Annotated in this window: 15 protein-coding genes and 1 pseudogene; 6 read left to right on the plus strand and 10 right to left on the minus strand. The window is 63.0% G+C overall.

Annotated elements, in window-relative coordinates; translation table 11 throughout:
* Window positions 1–51: 51 nt before the first annotated feature.
* The 3 genes and pseudogenes from aceK (at window position 52) to FFS13_RS20290 (ending at window position 2,394) form a co-directional block, all read left to right on the plus strand.
* Window positions 52–1,773, plus strand: coding sequence for a bifunctional isocitrate dehydrogenase kinase/phosphatase (aceK, locus tag FFS13_RS17155; protein WP_137820273.1), 1,722 nt, complete (start codon window positions 52–54; stop codon window positions 1,771–1,773).
* A gap of 115 nt (window positions 1,774–1,888) precedes the next feature.
* Window positions 1,889–2,056, plus strand: a pseudogene (locus tag FFS13_RS19815) (LysR family transcriptional regulator); the annotation flags it as partial.
* Between the two features lie 206 nt (window positions 2,057–2,262).
* The gene (locus FFS13_RS20290) at window positions 2,263–2,394 is read left to right on the plus strand and encodes a PA1414 family protein (protein ID WP_305956021.1); all 132 of its coding nucleotides are present in this window, start codon (window positions 2,263–2,265) and stop codon (window positions 2,392–2,394) included.
* Between the two features lie 113 nt (window positions 2,395–2,507).
* Here FFS13_RS20290 and FFS13_RS17160 read toward each other — a convergent pair whose 3' ends face one another.
* From FFS13_RS17160 to speB, 7 genes are all read right to left on the minus strand, one after another.
* Entirely contained in the window at window positions 2,508–3,230 is a 723-nt protein-coding gene (locus tag FFS13_RS17160; protein ID WP_137820274.1) for a class II aldolase/adducin family protein, read from the minus strand.
* Window positions 3,231–3,241: 11 nt separating this feature from the next.
* A complete protein-coding gene (locus FFS13_RS17165) occupies window positions 3,242–3,973 on the minus strand; it encodes an amino acid ABC transporter ATP-binding protein (RefSeq protein ID WP_137820275.1) in 732 nt (243 codons plus the stop codon).
* Between the two features lie 10 nt (window positions 3,974–3,983).
* On the minus strand, window positions 3,984–4,724 hold the full coding sequence (locus tag FFS13_RS17170) for an amino acid ABC transporter permease (protein ID WP_137820276.1): 741 nt from the start codon (window positions 4,722–4,724) through the stop codon (window positions 3,984–3,986).
* Window positions 4,725–4,861: 137 nt separating this feature from the next.
* The gene (locus tag FFS13_RS17175) at window positions 4,862–5,686 is read right to left on the minus strand and encodes an ABC transporter substrate-binding protein (RefSeq protein ID WP_137820277.1); all 825 of its coding nucleotides are present in this window, start codon (window positions 5,684–5,686) and stop codon (window positions 4,862–4,864) included.
* Between the two features lie 66 nt (window positions 5,687–5,752).
* Complete coding sequence (locus FFS13_RS17180; RefSeq protein WP_137820278.1) at window positions 5,753–7,276, minus strand: cytosine permease; 1,524 nt, start codon at window positions 7,274–7,276, stop codon at window positions 5,753–5,755.
* 27 nt (window positions 7,277–7,303) lie between these two features.
* Window positions 7,304–7,702: a nuclear transport factor 2 family protein gene (locus FFS13_RS17185; RefSeq protein ID WP_137820279.1), complete on the minus strand. Its 399-nt coding sequence runs from the start codon at window positions 7,700–7,702 to the stop codon at window positions 7,304–7,306.
* Window positions 7,699–8,658 carry an agmatinase gene (gene speB, locus FFS13_RS17190; protein WP_137820280.1) on the minus strand — a complete coding sequence of 320 codons (960 nt, stop codon included), beginning with the start codon at window positions 8,656–8,658 and terminating at the stop codon, window positions 7,699–7,701. The genes FFS13_RS17185 and speB overlap by 4 nt, the downstream gene beginning before the upstream one ends.
* Window positions 8,659–8,901: 243 nt before the next feature.
* Between speB and FFS13_RS17195 the strand changes: the two genes are divergently transcribed.
* The gene (locus tag FFS13_RS17195; RefSeq protein WP_137820281.1) at window positions 8,902–9,795 is read left to right on the plus strand and encodes a LysR family transcriptional regulator; all 894 of its coding nucleotides are present in this window, start codon (window positions 8,902–8,904) and stop codon (window positions 9,793–9,795) included.
* A gap of 66 nt (window positions 9,796–9,861) precedes the next feature.
* Window positions 9,862–10,470: a tRNA-uridine aminocarboxypropyltransferase gene (locus FFS13_RS17200; RefSeq protein ID WP_137820282.1), complete on the plus strand. Its 609-nt coding sequence runs from the start codon at window positions 9,862–9,864 to the stop codon at window positions 10,468–10,470.
* Here the strand turns inward: FFS13_RS17200 and FFS13_RS17205 are convergent.
* Genes FFS13_RS17205 through FFS13_RS17215 form a run of 3 tightly spaced genes read right to left on the minus strand, consistent with a single transcriptional unit; the run spans window position 10,467 to window position 15,374 of the window.
* Entirely contained in the window at window positions 10,467–11,825 is a 1,359-nt protein-coding gene (locus FFS13_RS17205) for an HlyD family type I secretion periplasmic adaptor subunit (RefSeq protein WP_137820283.1), read from the minus strand. The genes FFS13_RS17200 and FFS13_RS17205 overlap by 4 nt on opposite strands.
* A 10-nt stretch (window positions 11,826–11,835) precedes the next feature.
* Window positions 11,836–13,986, minus strand: coding sequence for a type I secretion system permease/ATPase (locus tag FFS13_RS17210; RefSeq protein ID WP_137820287.1), 2,151 nt, complete (start codon window positions 13,984–13,986; stop codon window positions 11,836–11,838).
* Window positions 13,987–14,018: 32 nt separating this feature from the next.
* Window positions 14,019–15,374, minus strand: a complete 1,356-nt coding sequence (locus FFS13_RS17215; RefSeq protein ID WP_137820284.1) for a TolC family outer membrane protein — start codon at window positions 15,372–15,374, stop codon at window positions 14,019–14,021.
* A gap of 462 nt (window positions 15,375–15,836) precedes the next feature.
* Between FFS13_RS17215 and FFS13_RS17220 the strand changes: the two genes are divergently transcribed.
* The coding region (locus FFS13_RS17220; RefSeq protein ID WP_137820285.1) for a retention module-containing protein at window positions 15,837–17,749 on the plus strand (1,913 nt) is incomplete at its 3' end.

Genomic DNA, 17,749 nt, shown 5'->3' on the forward strand with positions numbered 1-17,749 from the left:
CGGTCACTGGCTAAGCTCGCCTTTTCCGAATTTCTCAGCAGAGACTTCCCTATGCCACAGCAATGGCCGGCCGCCGATATCGCCCGTTTGATCCTCGACGGCTTCGACGACTATCGCGAGCACTTCCGCCAGATCACCGACGGCGCGCGGGCGCGTTTCGAGCAGGCGCAGTGGCAGGAAACGCAGCAGGCCTCGGCCGCGCGGATCAATCTGTATGAGGAGAAAGTCAGCGAGGTCGGCGCCCGCCTGCATCAGGCGATCAGCGCCGAGGTGCTGCTGGATGTGCAGCTCTGGCCCTTGGTGAAGAGTGCCTATATCAACCTGATCGACAGCCGTTTCGACGACGAACTGGCGGAAACCTGGTTCAACTCGATCTTCTGCGGGCTGTTCAGCCATGACTGCATCAGCGACGGCTGCATGTTTATCCACACCACGCGGCCATCGCTGCGCAGCCATGAGCGGGCCGCGCAAACCCGCAGCTACCTGCCGCAGGTCAACCTGGCCGGCATGCTCGAGCAGGTGTTCGCCGACTACCGCTTCGGCGTGCCCTATGAAGACCTGCCGCGTGACCTGCGGCGTTTGGAAACGCAATTGCGCACCAGCCTGCCGGACTGGGTCTGCAAGGATCCGGAGCTGTGCATCGAGCTGTTCTCCTCGGTGCTCTATCGCAACAAGGGCGCCTACCTGGTCGGGCGCATCTACACCCGCGATGAGCAGTGGCCGCTGGTGATTCCGCTGTTGCACCGTGAGGGGCAGGGCGTGCAGGTCGATGCGTTGATCACCGACGAGGCGGAGGTGTCGATCATCTTCTCCTTCACCCGTTCCTATTTCATGGTCGATGTGGCGATTCCGGCGGAGTTCGTCGGCTTCCTCAAGCGCATCCTGCCGGGCAAGCACATTGCCGAGCTGTACACCTCGATCGGTTTCTACAAGCACGGTAAGTCGGAGTTCTACCGTGCGCTGATCAACCACCTGGCGAATACCGACGACCGCTTCATCATGGCCCCCGGTGTGCGTGGCATGGTCATGAGCGTGTTTACCCTGCCGGGTTTCAATACGGTGTTCAAGATCATCAAGGACCGCTTCTCGCCGTCGAAGAACGTCGACCGCGCCACGGTGATCGAGAAGTACCGCATGGTCAAAAGCGTCGATCGCGTCGGGCGCATGGCCGATACCCAGGAGTTCGCCGACTTCCGCTTCCCGAAAGCCAAGTTCGAGCCGGAATGCCTGGCCGAGCTGCTGGAAGTGGCGGCGGGCACCGTCGAGCTGGAAGGCGATACCGTGCTGATCCGCCACTGCTGGACGGAGCGGCGCATGACCCCGCTGAATATCTATCTGGAGCACGCCAACGAGGCGCAGGTGCTTGAGGCGCTGGAAGATTACGGGCTGGCGATCAAACAACTGGCGGCGGCGAATATCTTCCCCGGTGACATGCTGCTGAAGAACTTCGGCGTCACCCGCCATGGCCGCGTGGTGTTCTACGACTACGACGAAATCTGCCAGCTGACCGAGGCGAACTTCCGCCGCATTCCGCCACCGCGCTACCCGGAGGACGAAATGGCCTCCGAGCCCTGGTATTCGATCGGCCCGCTGGATGTGTTCCCGGAGGAGTTCCCGCCGTTCCTGTTCGCCGACATGGGCCAGCGCCGACTATTCAGCCAACTGCACGGCGATCTGTATCAAGCCGAATACTGGCAGGGGCTGCAGGAGGCGATTCGTGCCGGCAAGGTGATCGACGTGTTTCCTTACCGGCGCAAGGAACAGCTGAGCTGAGTTGTCAGCCCGCCTGCCTGGCTGACTAATTGGGCGCTTGCCGAAACCGACGTCTTTGGCGTCTTCGGTATCGGTTTGCGCCTGGTAACCTCGGCGCTGGTTCTGAGCGGTCACGCCAGGCCGGCTCACCTGCGTGATCGCCGGGGGCGGGGTGGTGCTGGTGCTGCTCGACAGCCTGCCGGAGCGCGAGGGCGTAACCGTACATCGGTTGCCCACGCATTTTGCCCGGGCCAGTGCCTGGCTGATGTGGCGCAAGGGCATGCTTGGTGCCAATCTGAAATAGTGGCTTGGGCTGTTAGCGGCTCAAGCCGGGGAAAGGGCCGTGGAGTGATCCAGATCGGCCGAGCGCGTCACTGCTAGGGCGATTCCTTCAATCGAGGGAAGATCTTGCAGGGGCCCGGGGTCGATGGACTGGATCAGTGGTTCCGAGGGGGAGGTGCAGAAGCAATCGACTGCCCGACTCGCTCGCTGTTTAGAGAGGGACTCATGATGAATATTTGGCTACGTACTTTGGCGTGGAAGCTGTCTGTCGCGCTCGGACTGATCGAGGCTCCACGTCTGCAACCAATCCCTATCCACAGTGATGAGCAACGCCGTCTGGCCGAGCAGCGTCGGCGTTGAGAGCCTAACTCCGAGCGGTCCACGCAGTCGCCCGCAGGCAGTCAATAGCGTGGGGGGCTGTGCGTAACTGAAACTCCCCCGCGCTATCCGAACCCTCAGGGGTGCGCGGGGCCTCAGTTCTTATAAGCCGGGTCGAGGCGCTCGAGCTTGCGCAGCCAGGCCTCCCAGAGCAGCTGACGTTGCCACTCGGCGCCCTGGAATTGCTCGCAGGCGTGCTGGCTGAGTTTGCCCGGCATCTCCCGCACGCCTTGCAGCGCGGCGGCACTCAGCTGGATCTCGCAGGCCTTGTTCAGGTAGTACATGACGTAGAAGGCGTCGGCGACGCTGGCGCCGACGCTGAGCAGGCCGTGGTGACGCAGGATCAGCGCGATGTTGTCGCCAAGCGAGGCGACCAGCCGTTCGCGCTCGCCGAGGTCGAGGGCGATGCCTTCGTAGTCGTGGTAACCGACGCGCTGGTAGAACTCGGCACTGATCTGGTTCAGCTGCGCCAGGCCAGCGTCCGTCGCGGCCACCACCATGCCGGCGAGGGTGTGGGTATGGATCACGCAGTGCGCATCCTCACGCGCCATGTGCATGGCGCTGTGGATGGTGAAACCGGCGACGTTGTAGTCCGCATTACCGTCGAGCACCCGGCCGTGCAGGTCGACGACTATCAGGTCGCTGGCGCGCACCTCCTCGAACAGCAGGCCGAAGGGGTTGATCAAGAAGCGTGGCTCGTGGCCCGGCAGGCGCACCGAGAAATGCGTGTACAGGGTGTCGTCCCAGCCGAATAGGGCGGCCAGACGGTAGGCTGCGGCCAGGTCGCGGCGCAGGATGGCTTCGGTCGGTGTATGCATGGGGGTCGGTATCAGTGGCTGATCTGTGAGAGAAAGGCGCGGGTGCGTGCATGTTGCGGGTGGTCGAAGAACTCGGCCGGGGTGGCGGTCTCGACGATTTGCCCGGCGTCCATGAACACCACGCGGTCGGCGACCTTGCGGGCGAACCCCATCTCGTGGGTGACGCAGAGCATGGTCATCCCCTCCAGGGCCAGTTCGGTCATCACCTCGAGGACCTCGCCGACCATTTCCGGATCGAGCGCCGAGGTCGGTTCGTCGAACAGCATCACCTTGGGGTTCATGCACAGCGCCCGGGCGATGGCCACGCGTTGCTGCTGGCCGCCGGAGAGCTGGCCGGGTTTCTTGTGCGCCTGGGAGCCGATATGCACGCGGTTCAGGTAGCGCAGGGCCTGCTCTTCGGCCTCGGCGCGTGATGTGCCGCGGACTTTCATCGGCGCCAGGGTGCAGTTTTCCAGCACGCTCAGGTGCGGGAACAGGTTGAAGTTCTGGAACACCATGCCGACTTCACGGCGCACGTTGGCGCTGCCGTGTTTGCTCGAGATGTCCTGGTCCTCCACGGTGATGGTGCCGGTGTCGTGCGGCGACAGGCGGTTGATGCAGCGGATCAGCGTCGATTTGCCGGAGCCGGACGGCCCGCAGATGACGATCTTCTCGCCCTGGCTGACCGACAGGTTGATGCCTTGCAGCACTTGAAAGTCGTCGTAGCGTTTGCCGACGTTTTCCAGACGGATGATTTCGTTCATGGCGAGCTCCTCAGATGCGCCGCATACGGGCGAGGGTGCGTTGCAGCAGACCGACGCTCTTCGCGCCGGCGCTCACGTGGTCCCAGGACAGGCGACGTTCCAGGCGCAGTTGCAGCCAGGTCAGGGTGTAGACCATGACCAGGTAGTAGACCAGCGCCACCGCGTAGTACTCGGAGAACTGGAAGGTGGTGGAGACCGTTTGCGAGGTCACCGCCATCAGTTCCTGCAGGGAAATCACCGAGGCCAGCGAGGTGATCTTGAGCAGGGTGATGAACTCGTTGGCGGTCGGCGGAATAGCGATGCGCGCCGCCTGCGGCAGGGTGATGTAGCGGAAGATCTGCCAGCGCGACAGGCCCAGCGCATGACCGGCGGCGTACTGGCCCTTGTCCAAGGCTTTCAGTGCACCGCGGTTGATCTCCACCTGATAGGCCGCCTCGTTGATGCTGAGGGCGATCCAGGCGGCGAAGAAGGGGGTGAACCAGGCCTCGCGGAAAACCGGGAAGAATTGCGGCAGGGCATTCCAGACGAACAGCAACTGCAGCAGGGTGGGGGCACCCCGAAATACGCTGAGGACGCCGCGCAGCAAGACGCGCGCCGGGTTGTTCGGGCCATCCAGCGCCAGTGCGGCGGGTATCGACAGGGCGATGCCGACCGAGTGGGCGAGCAGTGCCAGCACCAGGGTGATGCAGGCGCCCTTGAAGAACGGGTAGGACGTCAGGGCGTCCCAGAAGACGGCTACATCGAAGTGCATGAGCGTGTCCTTTGGTGAAGGGAGCGGTTGTAGGGCGTCGCCCTCAGCGGCTAGCTGGGCAACGCGCCTGTCCGGCGTGGTGCGAGCTGCGCCGTTAGCCTTGGCGCAGCTGACACAGCTTTGTGGTCAAGCCGGCATCACTGCCCGCTGACTTCCACGTTGGCCGGATCGAGCTTCCACTTCTCGCTGATGGCCTTGAGCGTGCCGTCGGCCTTGAGCGCATTCACGGCGTCCTGGACGGCCTGCTTGTCCGCCGGGTTGGGCAGCATGTAGGCACCGAAGATATCCTTTTCCGGGAAGCTGTAGAGGGTCTTGAACTGACCCGGTGTCTGCAGTTCGCGGTAGGCGATTTCGGTGTCCTGGGACAGCCCGGCGGCGGCGCGGCCGACCAGTACCTGCTGGGCTACGTCGCTGCCCTTGGGGTAGGTTTGCAGGGTGGCCGGGGTCTTGCCGGCGGCGGTCAGCTGCGCGTTGAGCTTCTCCATGATCGCCACGTAACGGGTGCCGGACTGCACCGCGACGACCTTGCCGGACAGATCATCCAGCGAGTTCAGTTTGAGGTCGCTCTTACCACTGCCGAAGACGATGGTGGCGCTGGCCAGGTAGGGCACGGCGTTGAGCTTCTGGGTGCGCTCGGGGGTGATCAAGGTACCGCTGATCACCACATCGCAACGCTTGGACTCCAGGCCCGGCAGCAGGCCGGTGAACTCGGTGACGATGAAGCGGGCTTGCACCCCCCAGTGTTTGGCCAGGGCGCGGATCAGGTCGGCGTCGAAGCCGCTGGGCTCGCGGTCGCCGGACTTCTCGAAGAACTCCAGCGGCGGGAAGGTCGGATCGGAACAGACCTGGAAGCTGCCGGAACTGAGGAACGACGGCTTGCTTTCGGCAGCCTGCAGGGTCGGGCACAGCGCTGTGGCAAGCAGGCCCAGCAGGGCCATCAGGTGAGTGGGACGAGTGCGCATCGGTAACTCCTTTAGCGGGCTTGGTGCAGCGGTTATTGGCCATCGCGAACGTAGAGCCGTTTGTTGTTATGCAGCTTCGGGGGAGCCTTTGGAGCTTAGTTTCTTGCTGGTCTTGCGGCCGCCGATCCAGCGCGGGCCTTGGGGGCCGTACACCGCGGCGGGTTCCGGGAACAGGCTCAGTAGTACCAGATACAGCAGGGACGCCAGGCCGAGGGTGACGGGCAGGCTGATATCGATGCCGCCGGCCAGTTCACCGAGCGGGCCGACGAACTGCCCCGGCAGGTTGACGAAGCACAGGCCGATCAGCGCGCTGGGAATCCAGGCACCCATGCCGCGCCAGTTCCAGCCGTGGCTGAACCAGTAGCGGCCGCCGGTTTCACCGCGGGTGAAGACTTGCAGATCATCCGGGCAGTAGAAGCCGCGGCGAATGATCAGGCCGAGGATCATGATCACCATCCACGGGCTGGTGCAGGTGATGATCAGCACGGCGAAGGTCGACACGCTCTGCACCAGGTTGAAGGCGAAGCGGCCGATGAAGATGAAGCCGATCGACAGCACGCCGATCAGCAACGTGGCCTTGACCCGGCTGAGCACCCGTGGAAATACGCTGGACATGTCCAGGCCGGTGCCATAGAGCGCGGTGGTGCCGGTGGACATGCCGCCGATCACCGCAATCAGGCACACCGGCAGGAAGAACCAGCTCGGCGACACGGCGAGCAGGCCGCCGACATAGTTGTTCGCGGCGATGTAGTCCGGCGCATTGGCCGCCACTATGGTGGCGGTGACCAGGCCGAAGAAGAACGGGATCAGGGTGGCGATCTGCGCCGCGATCACCGCCAGCATGATCCGGCCCTTGGAGGTCTGCCGCGGGATGTAGCGCGACCAGTCACCGAGGAAGGCGCCGAACGAGACCGGGTTGCTCATCGCCAGCAGGGTGGCGCCGATAAAGGCGGCCCAGAAGCCTTCCGCACCCAGGTTGACGCTACCGGCGAAGCCGGCGTCGAACGGCCCGGCGAAGGCGAAGATACCGAGCAGGAACAGCAGGCTGGCGGCCCACACCGCAATCTTGTTGACCCAGAGCATGAAGCGGAAACCGTAGATGCACACGGTCAGCACCAGAATGGCGAACAGGCCGTAGGCCAGGCCCAGGGTCAAGTCGGTCTCGGGCAAGCCGATCAGGCGCTTGGCGCCACCGACCAGGGCATCGCCCGAACTCCACACCGACAGCGAGAAGAAGGCGATGGCGGTGAGCAGCGACAGGAAGGAGCCGACGATCCGCCCGTGCACGCCGAAGTGCGCACCGGAAGAGACCGCGTTGTTGCTGCCGTTGAGCGGGCCGAACAGGCCCATCGGCGCGAGGATGATCGAACCGACCAATACGCCGAGCAGGATCGCCCAGACCCCGGCCTGGAACGAGAGGCCGAAGAGTACCGGGAAGCTGCCGAGCACGGCGGTGGCGAAGGTGTTGGAACCGCCGAAGATCAGGCGAAACAGATCGATCGGTCCGGCGTTGCGTTCGGCGTCGGGAATCTGTTCGACGCCGTGGGTTTCGATCTGGGTTATGGCTTGGTCATTCTTATTGTTATGCATGACTTCCTCCGCTTGGGGATCATTTGACTATGACAGTAACTCTGGCATTGCCGACAAGTGCTCGTGACAGGCCAGCCAACGGCCCGCTTGTGGTTGCTGGCGAAAGACGATGGTCTCGCGCTCCAGACTCAGGCTTTCGCTGCCCTGAATGCGTAGCCGGGTGCTGACGTCGTGGATAAAAATCGCGACATCGCCCTGCAGGCTGACAAATTGATTGCTCGAGGTGCAGGCGAGCACCTCGAAACCCTCGCGCTGCCAGCTTTCCCACAGCTCGCGATAGGCCGCACGCGAGAGCAGCGGCTGTTCGCAGGTATGGAAGACGAAGCTGGCGTCTTCGCTGAAGGCCGCGAAGTAGGCTTGGGTGTCATTGCTGGCGAAGGCTGCCACCAACTGGCGGGCAGCCTCGAGTACTTGTTGGCTGCTCATCGGTGCTGCACACCCGGCAGCACGCAGAGCATTTCGTACAGCAGGTTGGCGCCGAGCAGCGAGGTGTTGCCGGTGGTGTCGTAGGGCGGGGAAACTTCCACCACGTCGCAACCGATCAGGTCCAGGCCCTGGCAGCCGCGGATGATCTCGATCGCCTGGATGGTGGTCAGGCCGCCGATTTCCGGGGTGCCGGTGCCGGGTGCCCAGGCGGGGTCGATACCGTCGATATCGAAGCTCAGGTAGACCGGGCCTCCGCCGACTTTTTCGCGCACTTCGGCCATCAGCGGTGCCAGCGACTTGTGCCAGCACTCTTCGGCCTGGACCACGCGAAAGCCCTGCTTGCGGCTCCAGTTGAAGTCCTCGCTGGTATAGCCCTGGGCGCGCAGGCCGATCTGCACGACGCGGTCGCAGTCCAGCAGGTCTTCTTCCACCGCGCGGCGGAAGGTGGTGCCGTGGGCGATTTTCTCGCCGAACATGTGGTCGTTGACATCGGCGTGGGCGTCGATATGCACCAGGCCGACCTTGCCGTGCTTCTTCTTGATCGCCCGCAGGATCGGCAGGGTGATGGTGTGGTCACCACCGAGGGTCAGCGGCAGGATGCCGTGGCCGAGGATGCGGTCGTATTCCTCCTCGATGATGCGCACGGCGTCCAGCAGGTTGAAGGTGTTGATCGCCACGTCGCCGATGTCGGCGACGTTCAGCGAGTCGAACGGTGCGGCGCCGGTGGCCATGTTGTACGGGCGGATCATCACCGATTCGACGCGGATTTCACGGGGGCCGAAGCGGGTGCCGGGGCGCAGGGAGGTGCCGATGTCCAGGGGCACACCGACAAAGGCGGCGTCCAGCGCGTCGAGTTCGGCGGCAGCCTGGATATGCGGCAGGCGCATCATGGTGGCGATGCCGCCGAAACGGGGCATTTCGTTACCGCCCAGGGGCTGATGGAGGATCTTGTCCACGGGGTGGCCTCGAGGTTGTTGTGGTTGTAGGAGTTGGGCGGATTCTGCTCAGGGCAGCCGGCGGGAAAAATCGCTGGTGGCAAATACTTAGTTCAGAGATTTCTAAACTATTGGGTTGCGGATAGACTCGCGCTGCTCCCTCTCCCTGCAGGGAGAGGGTTGGGGAGAGGGGGCGCATACTCCACCCTCTCCCCCAGCCCCTCTCCCGCAAGCGGGAGGGGGGAGTGCAAGCTCGGAGCCCCGATGAGCCAAGTCCTCCCCGACCTGAAACTGCTGCGGATCTTCGTCAGCGTGGTGCGCCACCAGGGCTTCGCGGCGGCGCAACAGGAGCTGAACCTGTCGACCTCGGCGATCAGTACCTATATGAGCCAGTTGGAAGGCCAGCTCGGCCTCAGTCTGTGCCATCGCGGCCGTGGGGGGTTCAGCCTGACCAGCAAGGGCGAGCTGTTCTTCCAGGAAACCTTGCGTTTGCTCGGTGAGATGGAAGGTTTCGAGCGCTATGCGGCGGCGCTCAAGGGCGAGCTACGCGGCACGCTTAATCTGGGCGTGCTCGACTCCACCGTCAGCGACCCGTCGCTGCCCTTGGCCGAGGCCATCGGCGCCTACAGTGAAGAGCACCCGGCGGTGCACCTCCATCTATCGGTGATGAGCCCTTACGAGTTGCAACTGGGGGTGCTGGACAACCGCCTGGACCTGGCCATCGGGGCCTTCTCGACGCGGATGAACGGTCTGGTTTATCAGCCGCTGTACCGTGAGCAACATTGGCTGTATTGCAGTGACCGCCACTCCTTATTTGCCGAGCGGCGGATTCCGGCGGAAGTCATCACCCAGCAACGCATGGTCGGTCGCGGTTATTGGAGCCAGGCGGAGCTGGCGCGGCACGGTTTCAAGCACAGCGCGGCAACGGTGGAGAGTATGGAGGCGCAGTTGATCCTGGTGCTGTCCGGCGCTTACATCGGTTATCTGCCCGAGCATTACGCACAGTCCTGGGTCGAACAGGGCCGCCTCCGCGCCTTGCTGCCGACGACTTTCGGCTATCAGGCACCGTTCTCGCTGACGCTGCGCCGCGGGCGCTCCCGCGAGCCGTTGCTCCAGACTTTCCGCGATCTGCTCAAGGCCCAACTCAATCAGCGCTGAGGGGCGATCTAAGGCCGGGCGCTCAGTCCATTTGAGTGGCACACTGCGCGCCGAGGAGAGCCCTGCATGTCCCGTCCGCAATGTCCCCGCTGTTCACGACCTACCAGCCATTGTCTATGCCCGCTGATTCCATCCCTGAATAGCCGTACCCGTGTGCTGATCCTGCAGCATCCGAGCGAGGTCAGGCATGCCTTGAATACCGCGCGGCTGGCGGCCTTGGGGTTGAGCAATGCCGAGCTGGTGGTGGGCGAAGTGTTCGGCGATTTAGCGGTCTTGCTGGAGCAGCCGGGGTATCAAGCCTGCCTGCTGTTTCCCGGCGAGCCCGCACAGCCGCTGAGCGAGTACGCCGCTGCGCGTGAGGGCTTGCCGTTACTGCTGGTGGTGCCGGATGGCACCTGGCGCAAGGCCAGCAAACTGCTGTACCTCAACCCGGCGTTAGCAGCTCTGCCACGAGTGACACTGCCGGAGGGCTGTGCCTCACGCTACCGTCTGCGCAAGGCGCCGATGGCCGGTGCTTTGTCGACTATCGAGGCGATTGTGCAGGCGTTGGAGATCATCGAGGCGCCGGCTAGTTTTGTGGAGTTGCTGCGGCCGTTCGAGGCCCTGATCGAGGGGCAGATCGCGGCGATGGGCGTCGAGACCTACCAGCGCAACCATGCGGACAAGGCCGACTAACGCTCGCGCATGGCCTCGGCGCGGGCTTTGAGTACTGGCTTGAGCAGGTAGTCCAACACGCTTTTCTCGCCGGTGATGATGTCCACCGTGGCGACCATGCCGGGGATGATCAGCAGGGGATGATCATCCTGACCCAGATGGTTCTTATCGGTGCGCACCTGGATCAGGTAGAAGCTGTTGTCCTTGTCGTCGGTCACGGTATCGGCGCCGATTAGTTCGAGCTTGGCCTTCATCCCGCCGTAGATGGTGTAGTCATAGGCGCTGAACTTGACCATGGCGCTCTGGCCCGGGTGGAGAAAAGCCACGTCTTGCGGGCGCACGCGGGCCTCGATCAGCAGGTTGTCTTCCAGTGGGACGATTTCCAGCATGTCGCTGCCCGGCTGCACCACGCCGCCGATGGTGTTGATCTTCAGCTGTTTGATGATGCCGCGCACCGGGGAAAGGACGGTGGTGCGGCTGACCCGATCCTGAATGGCGACGCTGGTGGCGGTGATTTTTTGCAGCTCGGTGCGCTTTTCATTGAGCTCTTTGGCGGCGTCGGAACGAAACGCCAATTCGGACTCCTCGATCTTGCTTTTGATTTCGTTGATGGCCGCCTCGGCGCGCGGAATCGCCAGGGTGGTGGCGTCCATCGAGCCGCGTATCTCGACGGCACTGCGGCGCAGCCGGAGAATTTCCACCGGGGAGATGGCGCCGCTGGCGACCAGCGGTTCGGACATGTTCAGTTCCTGCTGGAGCAGGCCCAGACTCGAGCGGTATTGCTGCTGTTTCGAGCGAAACTCGGCCAGCTCCTGGGTTTTCTGCCGTAGCTGCTCGCCGAGGGTGCGTTGTTCGCTCTCCAGGCGTTTTTGCCGCGAGCTATACAGCGCCATTTCGTCTTCGGCGAGTTGTGGCGCGTTGCCGGTGATTTCTTCCGACAGGGCAATCGGTCGGCCTTCGGCCTCGGCGGCCAAGCGCTCGACGCGGGCGACCAGGGCCAGGCGGTCGGCCTCGGTTTCACCTTGGTTGGAAAGGAAGCGGGTGTCGTCCAGCCGCAGTAATTTGTCGCCCTTGTTCACCACCTGCCCCTCACGGACGAAGATCTCCGTGACGATGCCACCTTCTAGGTTTTGGATGACCTGTACCTTGCTGGAGGGTATGGCTTTACCTTCGCCGGTCGTGACTTCCTCGAGCACGGCGAAATTGGCCCACACCAGTGCGCTGAGGAGGAGGGCGCAGACCACCCAGAGCGTCACCCGCGACAGCCAGGGCGCATCCTCCAGCGCGGCGCCGTCCACCTCCGGCATGAATTCGGTGTCCTGCTGCTGTTGGCGCAGGCTGGCGAAGTAACCGCGAATCGACGTAGGGAGTTCCATGCGCGGCCTGCTAAACGGTTGCCGGGCCAACGCGGCCCTTGCGCAAGGCTTCGATCACCGACTCTTTCGGGCCGTCGGCGACAATCTGGCCGTTGTCCAACACTATCAGTCGCTCCACCAGGCTGAGCATGGAGGAGCGATGGGTGATCAGCAGCAGCGTCTTGCCCTGCGTCCAGGTTTGCAGGCGGTTACGGAGGATCTCCTCGCTGCTGTTATCCATGGCGCTGGTCGGCTCGTCGAGCAGCAGAATCGGTGGGTCGAGCAGCAGGGCGCGGGCGAGTAGCAGCGCCTGACGCTGGCCGCCGGAGAGTAGTTGGCCGCGCTCACCGACTGGGCGGTCGAAGCCTTGCGGATGTTGCCGGGCCAACTCACTGACCCCGGTCATCTCGGCCACTTCGAGCATGCGCGCGTCGCTGACATAGCGGGCGCCGAGGGTCAGGTTGTCGCGCAGGCTGCCGGAGAGTAGCGGCAGGTCATGGGCCACGTAGCCAATCTGATGGCGCAGGTCGGCGACGTCGAGTTGGCGCAGGTCGAGGCCATCCAGTAGGAGTTGGCCTTCATCCGGGGTATAGAACCCCATCACCAGTCGCGCCAGGGTGCTTTTCCCTGAGCCGCTGCGGCCGATGATGCCGATGCGCTCGCCTGCCGCCAGGTGCAGGCCGACATTGGTCAGTGCCGGCGTGCTTTGCCCTGGGTAGCGGAAATTCACCTGCTGCACATCCAGCGCACCTTGCAGGTGGGTACGCTCCAGTGGCCGTTGTTTGGCCTGGCGCTCCTGTGGTAGGGCCATCAGCGCGTCGGTGCTTTTCATGGTGATTTGCGCTTGTTGGTAGCGGGTGATCAGCCCGGCTATCTGCCCAAGCGGGGCCATGACCCGGCTGCCCAGCATGTAGCAAGCCACCAGGGCGCCGACACTCAGGTCGCCGGCAATGATGCTGTAGACGCCGGCGACTATGGTGGCCATGCCGGAGAATTGCTGGAGGAACAGGGTGCCGTTGGTGGCCAGGGCGCAGAGGTGGCGCGCGTGCGCATCGAGGCGGGTCAGCGCGCCATGGGTGGTTTCCCATTTGTGCTGACGTTCGCTTTCGGCACCGCAGGCTTTCAGGGTTTCCAGGCCGCCGAGTGTTTCGATCAATAGGGCTTGACGCTCGGCGCCGAGGGCCAGGCTCTTCTGTACGGTGTCGCGCAGACGCGACTGGATGAGCAGGGCGAAGAGGGCGGTGAGCGGGAACGCCAAGAGCGGAATCACCACGATCCAGCCGGCGAGCAAGCCGATCACCACAATCATCAGCAGCGCAAAAGGCAGGTCGATGATGCTGGTCAGGGTCACCCCGGTGAGAAATTCACGCAGGCCCTGGAAGTCATGAATGCTTTGGGCGAAGCCGCCGACGCTGGCGGGCCGGGCTTTCATCGACATGCCGGTGATGCGCTCGAACAGCGTGGCAGAGAGCACCACGTCGGTTTTCTTGCCGGCGACGTCGAGCAGATGGGCGCGCAGCACGCGCAATAGCAGTTCGAACAGGGTGCCGATTAGCAGGCCGATGGACAGCACCCAAAGGGTCGCGGTGGCCTGGTTGGGGACGACGCGGTCGTAGGTCTGCATGACAAACAGCGGCACCATCAGGCCCAGCACGTTGATCAGCAAGCTGGCCAGAATCGCGTCGGTATACAGCCAGCGTGAGAGCTTGAGGGTGTCGCGGAACCAGGCTTCGACCCGTGGCACCAAGGGGCTGCGCAGGTCTTCCAGTTCATGCCGTGGGCGGGCGAACAGGGCTTGGCCACTGTACTCGGCAGCCAGTGTCTCGCGGCTGACCCACTGCTCACCACCTTCCGCCTCGCTGGGTAGAATCAGCGCTTGGTCCTCTGCCCCCCATTGGCGCAGCACCGCGCTGCGGCCGCCTTTCAACAGCAGCAGAACGGGCAGATTGAGTGCGGAGATGGCGCTCAGTTCACGGCGCAACAGCCGGCCCTGCAAGCCCGCCCGCGCCGCGGCCCGCGGCAGAAGCTCGGCGCTAAGCCGTTGCTCGGGCATGGGTAAGCCTGCACTCAGGCTGCCACGGCTGGCAGAGCAATCGTGCAGGTTGCAGAGAATCAACAAACCATCCAGCAACGGATCATCATGGCTAAGCCGAGGATCGCCGCTTAGCCCTGTCCGTTCCATGGTCGTCACGATCTACTACTCCTAAGCCAGTACTACTTCATTTCCGGTAGCTGAGCCTCACTCTTCACTTCGTTCAGGGCAGTCGCTTCAGCCGGAAGAACAGTCCCCTGGGTACGCAACAACTCGCCCATGGCCGACATCACCCGATACATGGAGAACTCCTCGGTGTAACGCACCTCGGTATAGCGTCGATTGGCGGTGAAGAGTTCGTTCTCGCTGTCTAGCAAGTCGAGCAGGGTGCGTTGCCCCAGGCTGAACTGTTGTTGATAGGCCTCGCGAACCCGTGCGGTGTAGTTCGCATAGTCGCGGGCTTTTGGGGTTTGCAAACGGGCATTTTCCATCGCATTCCAGGCCAGCGAGATGTTCTCGTTGATAATCCGCAGGGCATTGTTGCGAATATCCATCGACTGGTTGATCTGGTAGGCAGAGGATTGCAACCGCGCCTTGTCGCGCATGCCGTTAAACAAGTTGTAGTTCATTACTATCCCGGCGCGCCAAGAGTTGTCGTGGCCTTCGTCGCCTTGAGTGTTGTTATTGGCCTCAGTCGCCAGTTCCGCATCGAAGCGTGGATAGAACGGCGCCTTGGCCGCTTCATATTGCTTCTCGGCAGCCATCACGTCGGCTTGCGCGGACTTCAGGAAGGGGTTGTTCGCCATCACTGACTGCCGCGCGGCACCCAGCTCGGCGGGCACTTCGCCCTTGATCGTGGTGGGCGACTCCAGTTCATCCGGCAGGCGCCCGACGGCACTGAAGAAGCTGGACTCGGCATCGGCCAGGTTGACCTGTTCGGTGTAGAGGTTGTTTTCCGCCAGCGCCAAGCGTGCTTGGGATTGGTCAAGGTCGGCCGTGCTGCCTATGCCACGTTGGCTACGTAGACCCATCTGGTCGTTGATGCGTTGGTGCGCCTGCAGGTTGTTCTTGGCCAGTGCGACCATTTCCCGGCGTTTCAGTACGTCCAGATAGACCTCGACGGTGCGTAACGCCAGGCTTTCTGAAGTGCCCTGAACGAAATAAGCCCGCGAGTTCACTACGGCTTTAGTGCGCGCGACTTCATTCGGGGTGTTGAACCCGTCAAAGAGCATTTGCCGCAAGCGCAGCTCGGACGTGCCATACGTCAGCGTTTCCTTGTTGTGGCCCACCAGCCCACGGGTAGTCGGGCTGTCGGTTTGCTCGCGGCCATAACCGGCGAGTGCGTCGACAGTCGGGAGATAACCGCCCTTCGCGACCTTTACCTCTTCATCCGAGGAGAGCCGGTCGTTCAGGCTGGCCTGAATCTCTGGATGGCTATCGACCGTGCTCTGAATCGCTTGCGATAGCGTCATCGCTTGAGTTTGGGCGCAGGCCATGGCCAGTAGCATGCTGCTCCACAGGGGGGTCAAAACGCGCATGAGGTACTTCTCCATGTTTAGATGTGCTTTGTTCCTGTCGCCAATAATTTGGCTAAATGGCCGGTTAAACCGTTTCAGGCTTTTAACAACAGAGCTAAGAACATCTTTACGGAGAAGCTAAGAAAAAATTCTCACAAAGGTTATGAGGAAAGAATCTTATGCACTCCGCCAAAACGAGCACATTGTTTTTCTCTAACAGCCACGTTATCCGTGGGATAAGGCTTTCTGCGTGGTTAAAACAGACGGTCAAATACGCTTTAGAGCGCAAGGGCGGGGACTTATCTGGTGGAGTCGTACGATGCTGGCGAGGGCGATATTTTTTTGACGTCGTAGCTTTTTGATGTCGCCGCGTCGTTCCATTTTCTCAGTTGATTTCTTCGCACTACCTCGGTTTTGAAAGGCTTTTTGACCCTTTTGAAATACCTGTCGACGGTTGTCGACAGCTGTAGTGAGGAAGGAAGCATGGCTACTTTAATCGGTGTCGTCAGTCAGGTTGTCGGCGAGGTCTACGCGGTAGCTGGCGATGGAGCGCGTCGACTTCTTACCGAAGGTGATCGGGTCTTCGCGGGTGAGCAGCTGGTGACGGGCGCGGCCGGCGCCGTCGCGGTCACCCTGCGCAACGGTCAGGAGCTGACTCTGGGTCGTGATAGCAGCCTGGCGCTCGACGAGCAAATGATCGCCGCAGGCCATGACTCCCCGCCTTATGCCGGAGCAGCCCTTTCGGCAGTTCCCAGCGATCAAGAACTCACCGATGTTGAAAAACTGCAGGCCGCCATTGAGGCGGGTGTCGACCCGACTCTAGAGGGTGAAGCCACAGCCGCCGGCCCAAGAGTAGGTGGTGCAGCTAATGCCGGTGGCGGTCACTCCTTTGTGGTGCTGGATGCCGTGGGTGGCTCGGTTGAACCTGTGATTGGCTTCCCGACTGTCGGGCTCAACAGGGGGGCGGAATTCCCGGACCCTGAACCGGTTGCGGCATCGGAGCCCGTACCCGCAGACGTGCCGGATTTCCTACCTGAAGCGGCCAACGACAACAACAGCATCGCCGAAGACGCGGTCGCCGCGATCACCGGCAACGTGCTGGACAATGACGTGAGCGTGGACCTCCCGATCAGCTTCGTGGCCTGGGGCAGCACCGCGGCCAGCTTCGGCACCTTTACGGACACCGGCAACGGCACCTACAGCTACAGCCTGAACAACGCCAACCCGGCGGTGCAGGCTCTGGACAGCGGCCAAAGCCTGAGCGAAACCTTCAGCTACACCATGCAGGACGCCGATGGCGATACCGCCAGCGCGAGCCTGACCCTCACCATTACTGGCAGCAACGACGGGCCGCAGCTCAGCGTCGATCCGGGCAACGAGGGCGGCAACGACCAGGTCTTCGAAGCCGGTCTCGCCACCGGCTCGAACGCCGCCGGCAACGGCGAGTTCGCCACTGGCACTTTCCGCCTGAGCGACGCCGACGGCCTCGACGACCTGCAGAGCGTCACCCTCAACGGCACCACGGTGGCGTTGGGCAGCCTGGCGGGCAGTGTGTTCGCCGGCAGCAACGGCAGCCTGACCATCACCGCCTACGACAGCGCGACCGGGGTGGCCAGCTACAGCTATGAGCTGACCAGCCCGACCAGCGACGGCGCCGGGATCGAGACCGACGTGTTCAGCCTGACGGTCTCGGACGGCACCGCCTCGTCGGCCCCGGCGAGCCTCGTCATCGAGATCCTCGACGATGTGCCGAACGCCGCGGATGAGGGCATCAGCATCGTCCAAGGCGCGCTCAGCGTGCTCATCGGCAACGTGCTGAGCAACGACCTGCACGCCAACGGCCAAGCGGGCGCCGACAGCCCGACCAGCTTCGTGGCTTGGAGCAGCACCGCGGCCAACTTTGGCAGCTTCAGCGATACCGGCGGCGGCAGTGGCAGCTACAGCCTGGACAACCTCAACCTGCTGGTGCAGGCCCTGGACAGCGGCCAAAGCCTGACGGAAACCTTCAGCTACAGCATGCAGGACGCCGATGGCGACACCGCCAGCGCGAGCCTGACCCTCACCATCACCGGCCGTAACGATACGCCGCAGATCACGGTCGATCCGGGCAACCAGGGCGCGAACGACCAGGTCTTCGAAGCCGGCCTGGCGGCCGGCTCGAACGCCGCCAGCAACAGCGAATTCGCCACGGGCACCTTCAGCCTCAGCGACGCCGACGGCCTCGACGACCTGCAGAGCGTCACCCTCAACGGCACCACCGTGGCGCTGGCCAGCCTGGTCGGCAGCGTGTTCGCCGGCACTAACGGCAGCCTGACCATCACCGCCTACGACAGCCTGACCGGGGTGGCCAGCTACAGCTATGAACTGACCAGCCCGACCAGCGACGGCCTTGGTAG

Origin of the sequence: Pseudomonas sp. 2FG, assembly GCF_005502935.1 — a bacterium.
GTDB lineage: Bacteria > Pseudomonadota > Gammaproteobacteria > Pseudomonadales > Pseudomonadaceae > Aquipseudomonas.

Excerpts from the sequence above, each read along its gene's own strand:
- aceK (WP_137820273.1), top strand. The coding sequence starts at position 52 with ATGCCACAGCAATGGCCGGCCGCCGATATCGCCCGTTTGATCCTCGAC.
- FFS13_RS20290 (WP_305956021.1), top strand. The coding sequence starts at position 2,263 with ATGAATATTTGGCTACGTACTTTGGCGTGGAAGCTGTCTGTCGCGCTC.
- FFS13_RS17160 (WP_137820274.1), bottom strand. The coding sequence starts at position 3,230 with ATGCATACACCGACCGAAGCCATCCTGCGCCGCGACCTGGCCGCAGCC.
- FFS13_RS17165 (WP_137820275.1), bottom strand. The coding sequence starts at position 3,973 with ATGAACGAAATCATCCGTCTGGAAAACGTCGGCAAACGCTACGACGAC.
- FFS13_RS17170 (WP_137820276.1), bottom strand. The coding sequence starts at position 4,724 with ATGCACTTCGATGTAGCCGTCTTCTGGGACGCCCTGACGTCCTACCCG.
- FFS13_RS17175 (WP_137820277.1), bottom strand. The coding sequence starts at position 5,686 with ATGCGCACTCGTCCCACTCACCTGATGGCCCTGCTGGGCCTGCTTGCC.
- FFS13_RS17180 (WP_137820278.1), bottom strand. The coding sequence starts at position 7,276 with ATGCATAACAATAAGAATGACCAAGCCATAACCCAGATCGAAACCCAC.
- FFS13_RS17185 (WP_137820279.1), bottom strand. The coding sequence starts at position 7,702 with ATGAGCAGCCAACAAGTACTCGAGGCTGCCCGCCAGTTGGTGGCAGCC.
- FFS13_RS17195 (WP_137820281.1), top strand. The coding sequence starts at position 8,902 with ATGAGCCAAGTCCTCCCCGACCTGAAACTGCTGCGGATCTTCGTCAGC.
- FFS13_RS17200 (WP_137820282.1), top strand. The coding sequence starts at position 9,862 with ATGTCCCGTCCGCAATGTCCCCGCTGTTCACGACCTACCAGCCATTGT.
- FFS13_RS17205 (WP_137820283.1), bottom strand. The coding sequence starts at position 11,825 with ATGGAACTCCCTACGTCGATTCGCGGTTACTTCGCCAGCCTGCGCCAA.
- FFS13_RS17210 (WP_137820287.1), bottom strand. The coding sequence starts at position 13,986 with ATGGAACGGACAGGGCTAAGCGGCGATCCTCGGCTTAGCCATGATGAT.
- FFS13_RS17215 (WP_137820284.1), bottom strand. The coding sequence starts at position 15,374 with ATGCGCGTTTTGACCCCCCTGTGGAGCAGCATGCTACTGGCCATGGCC.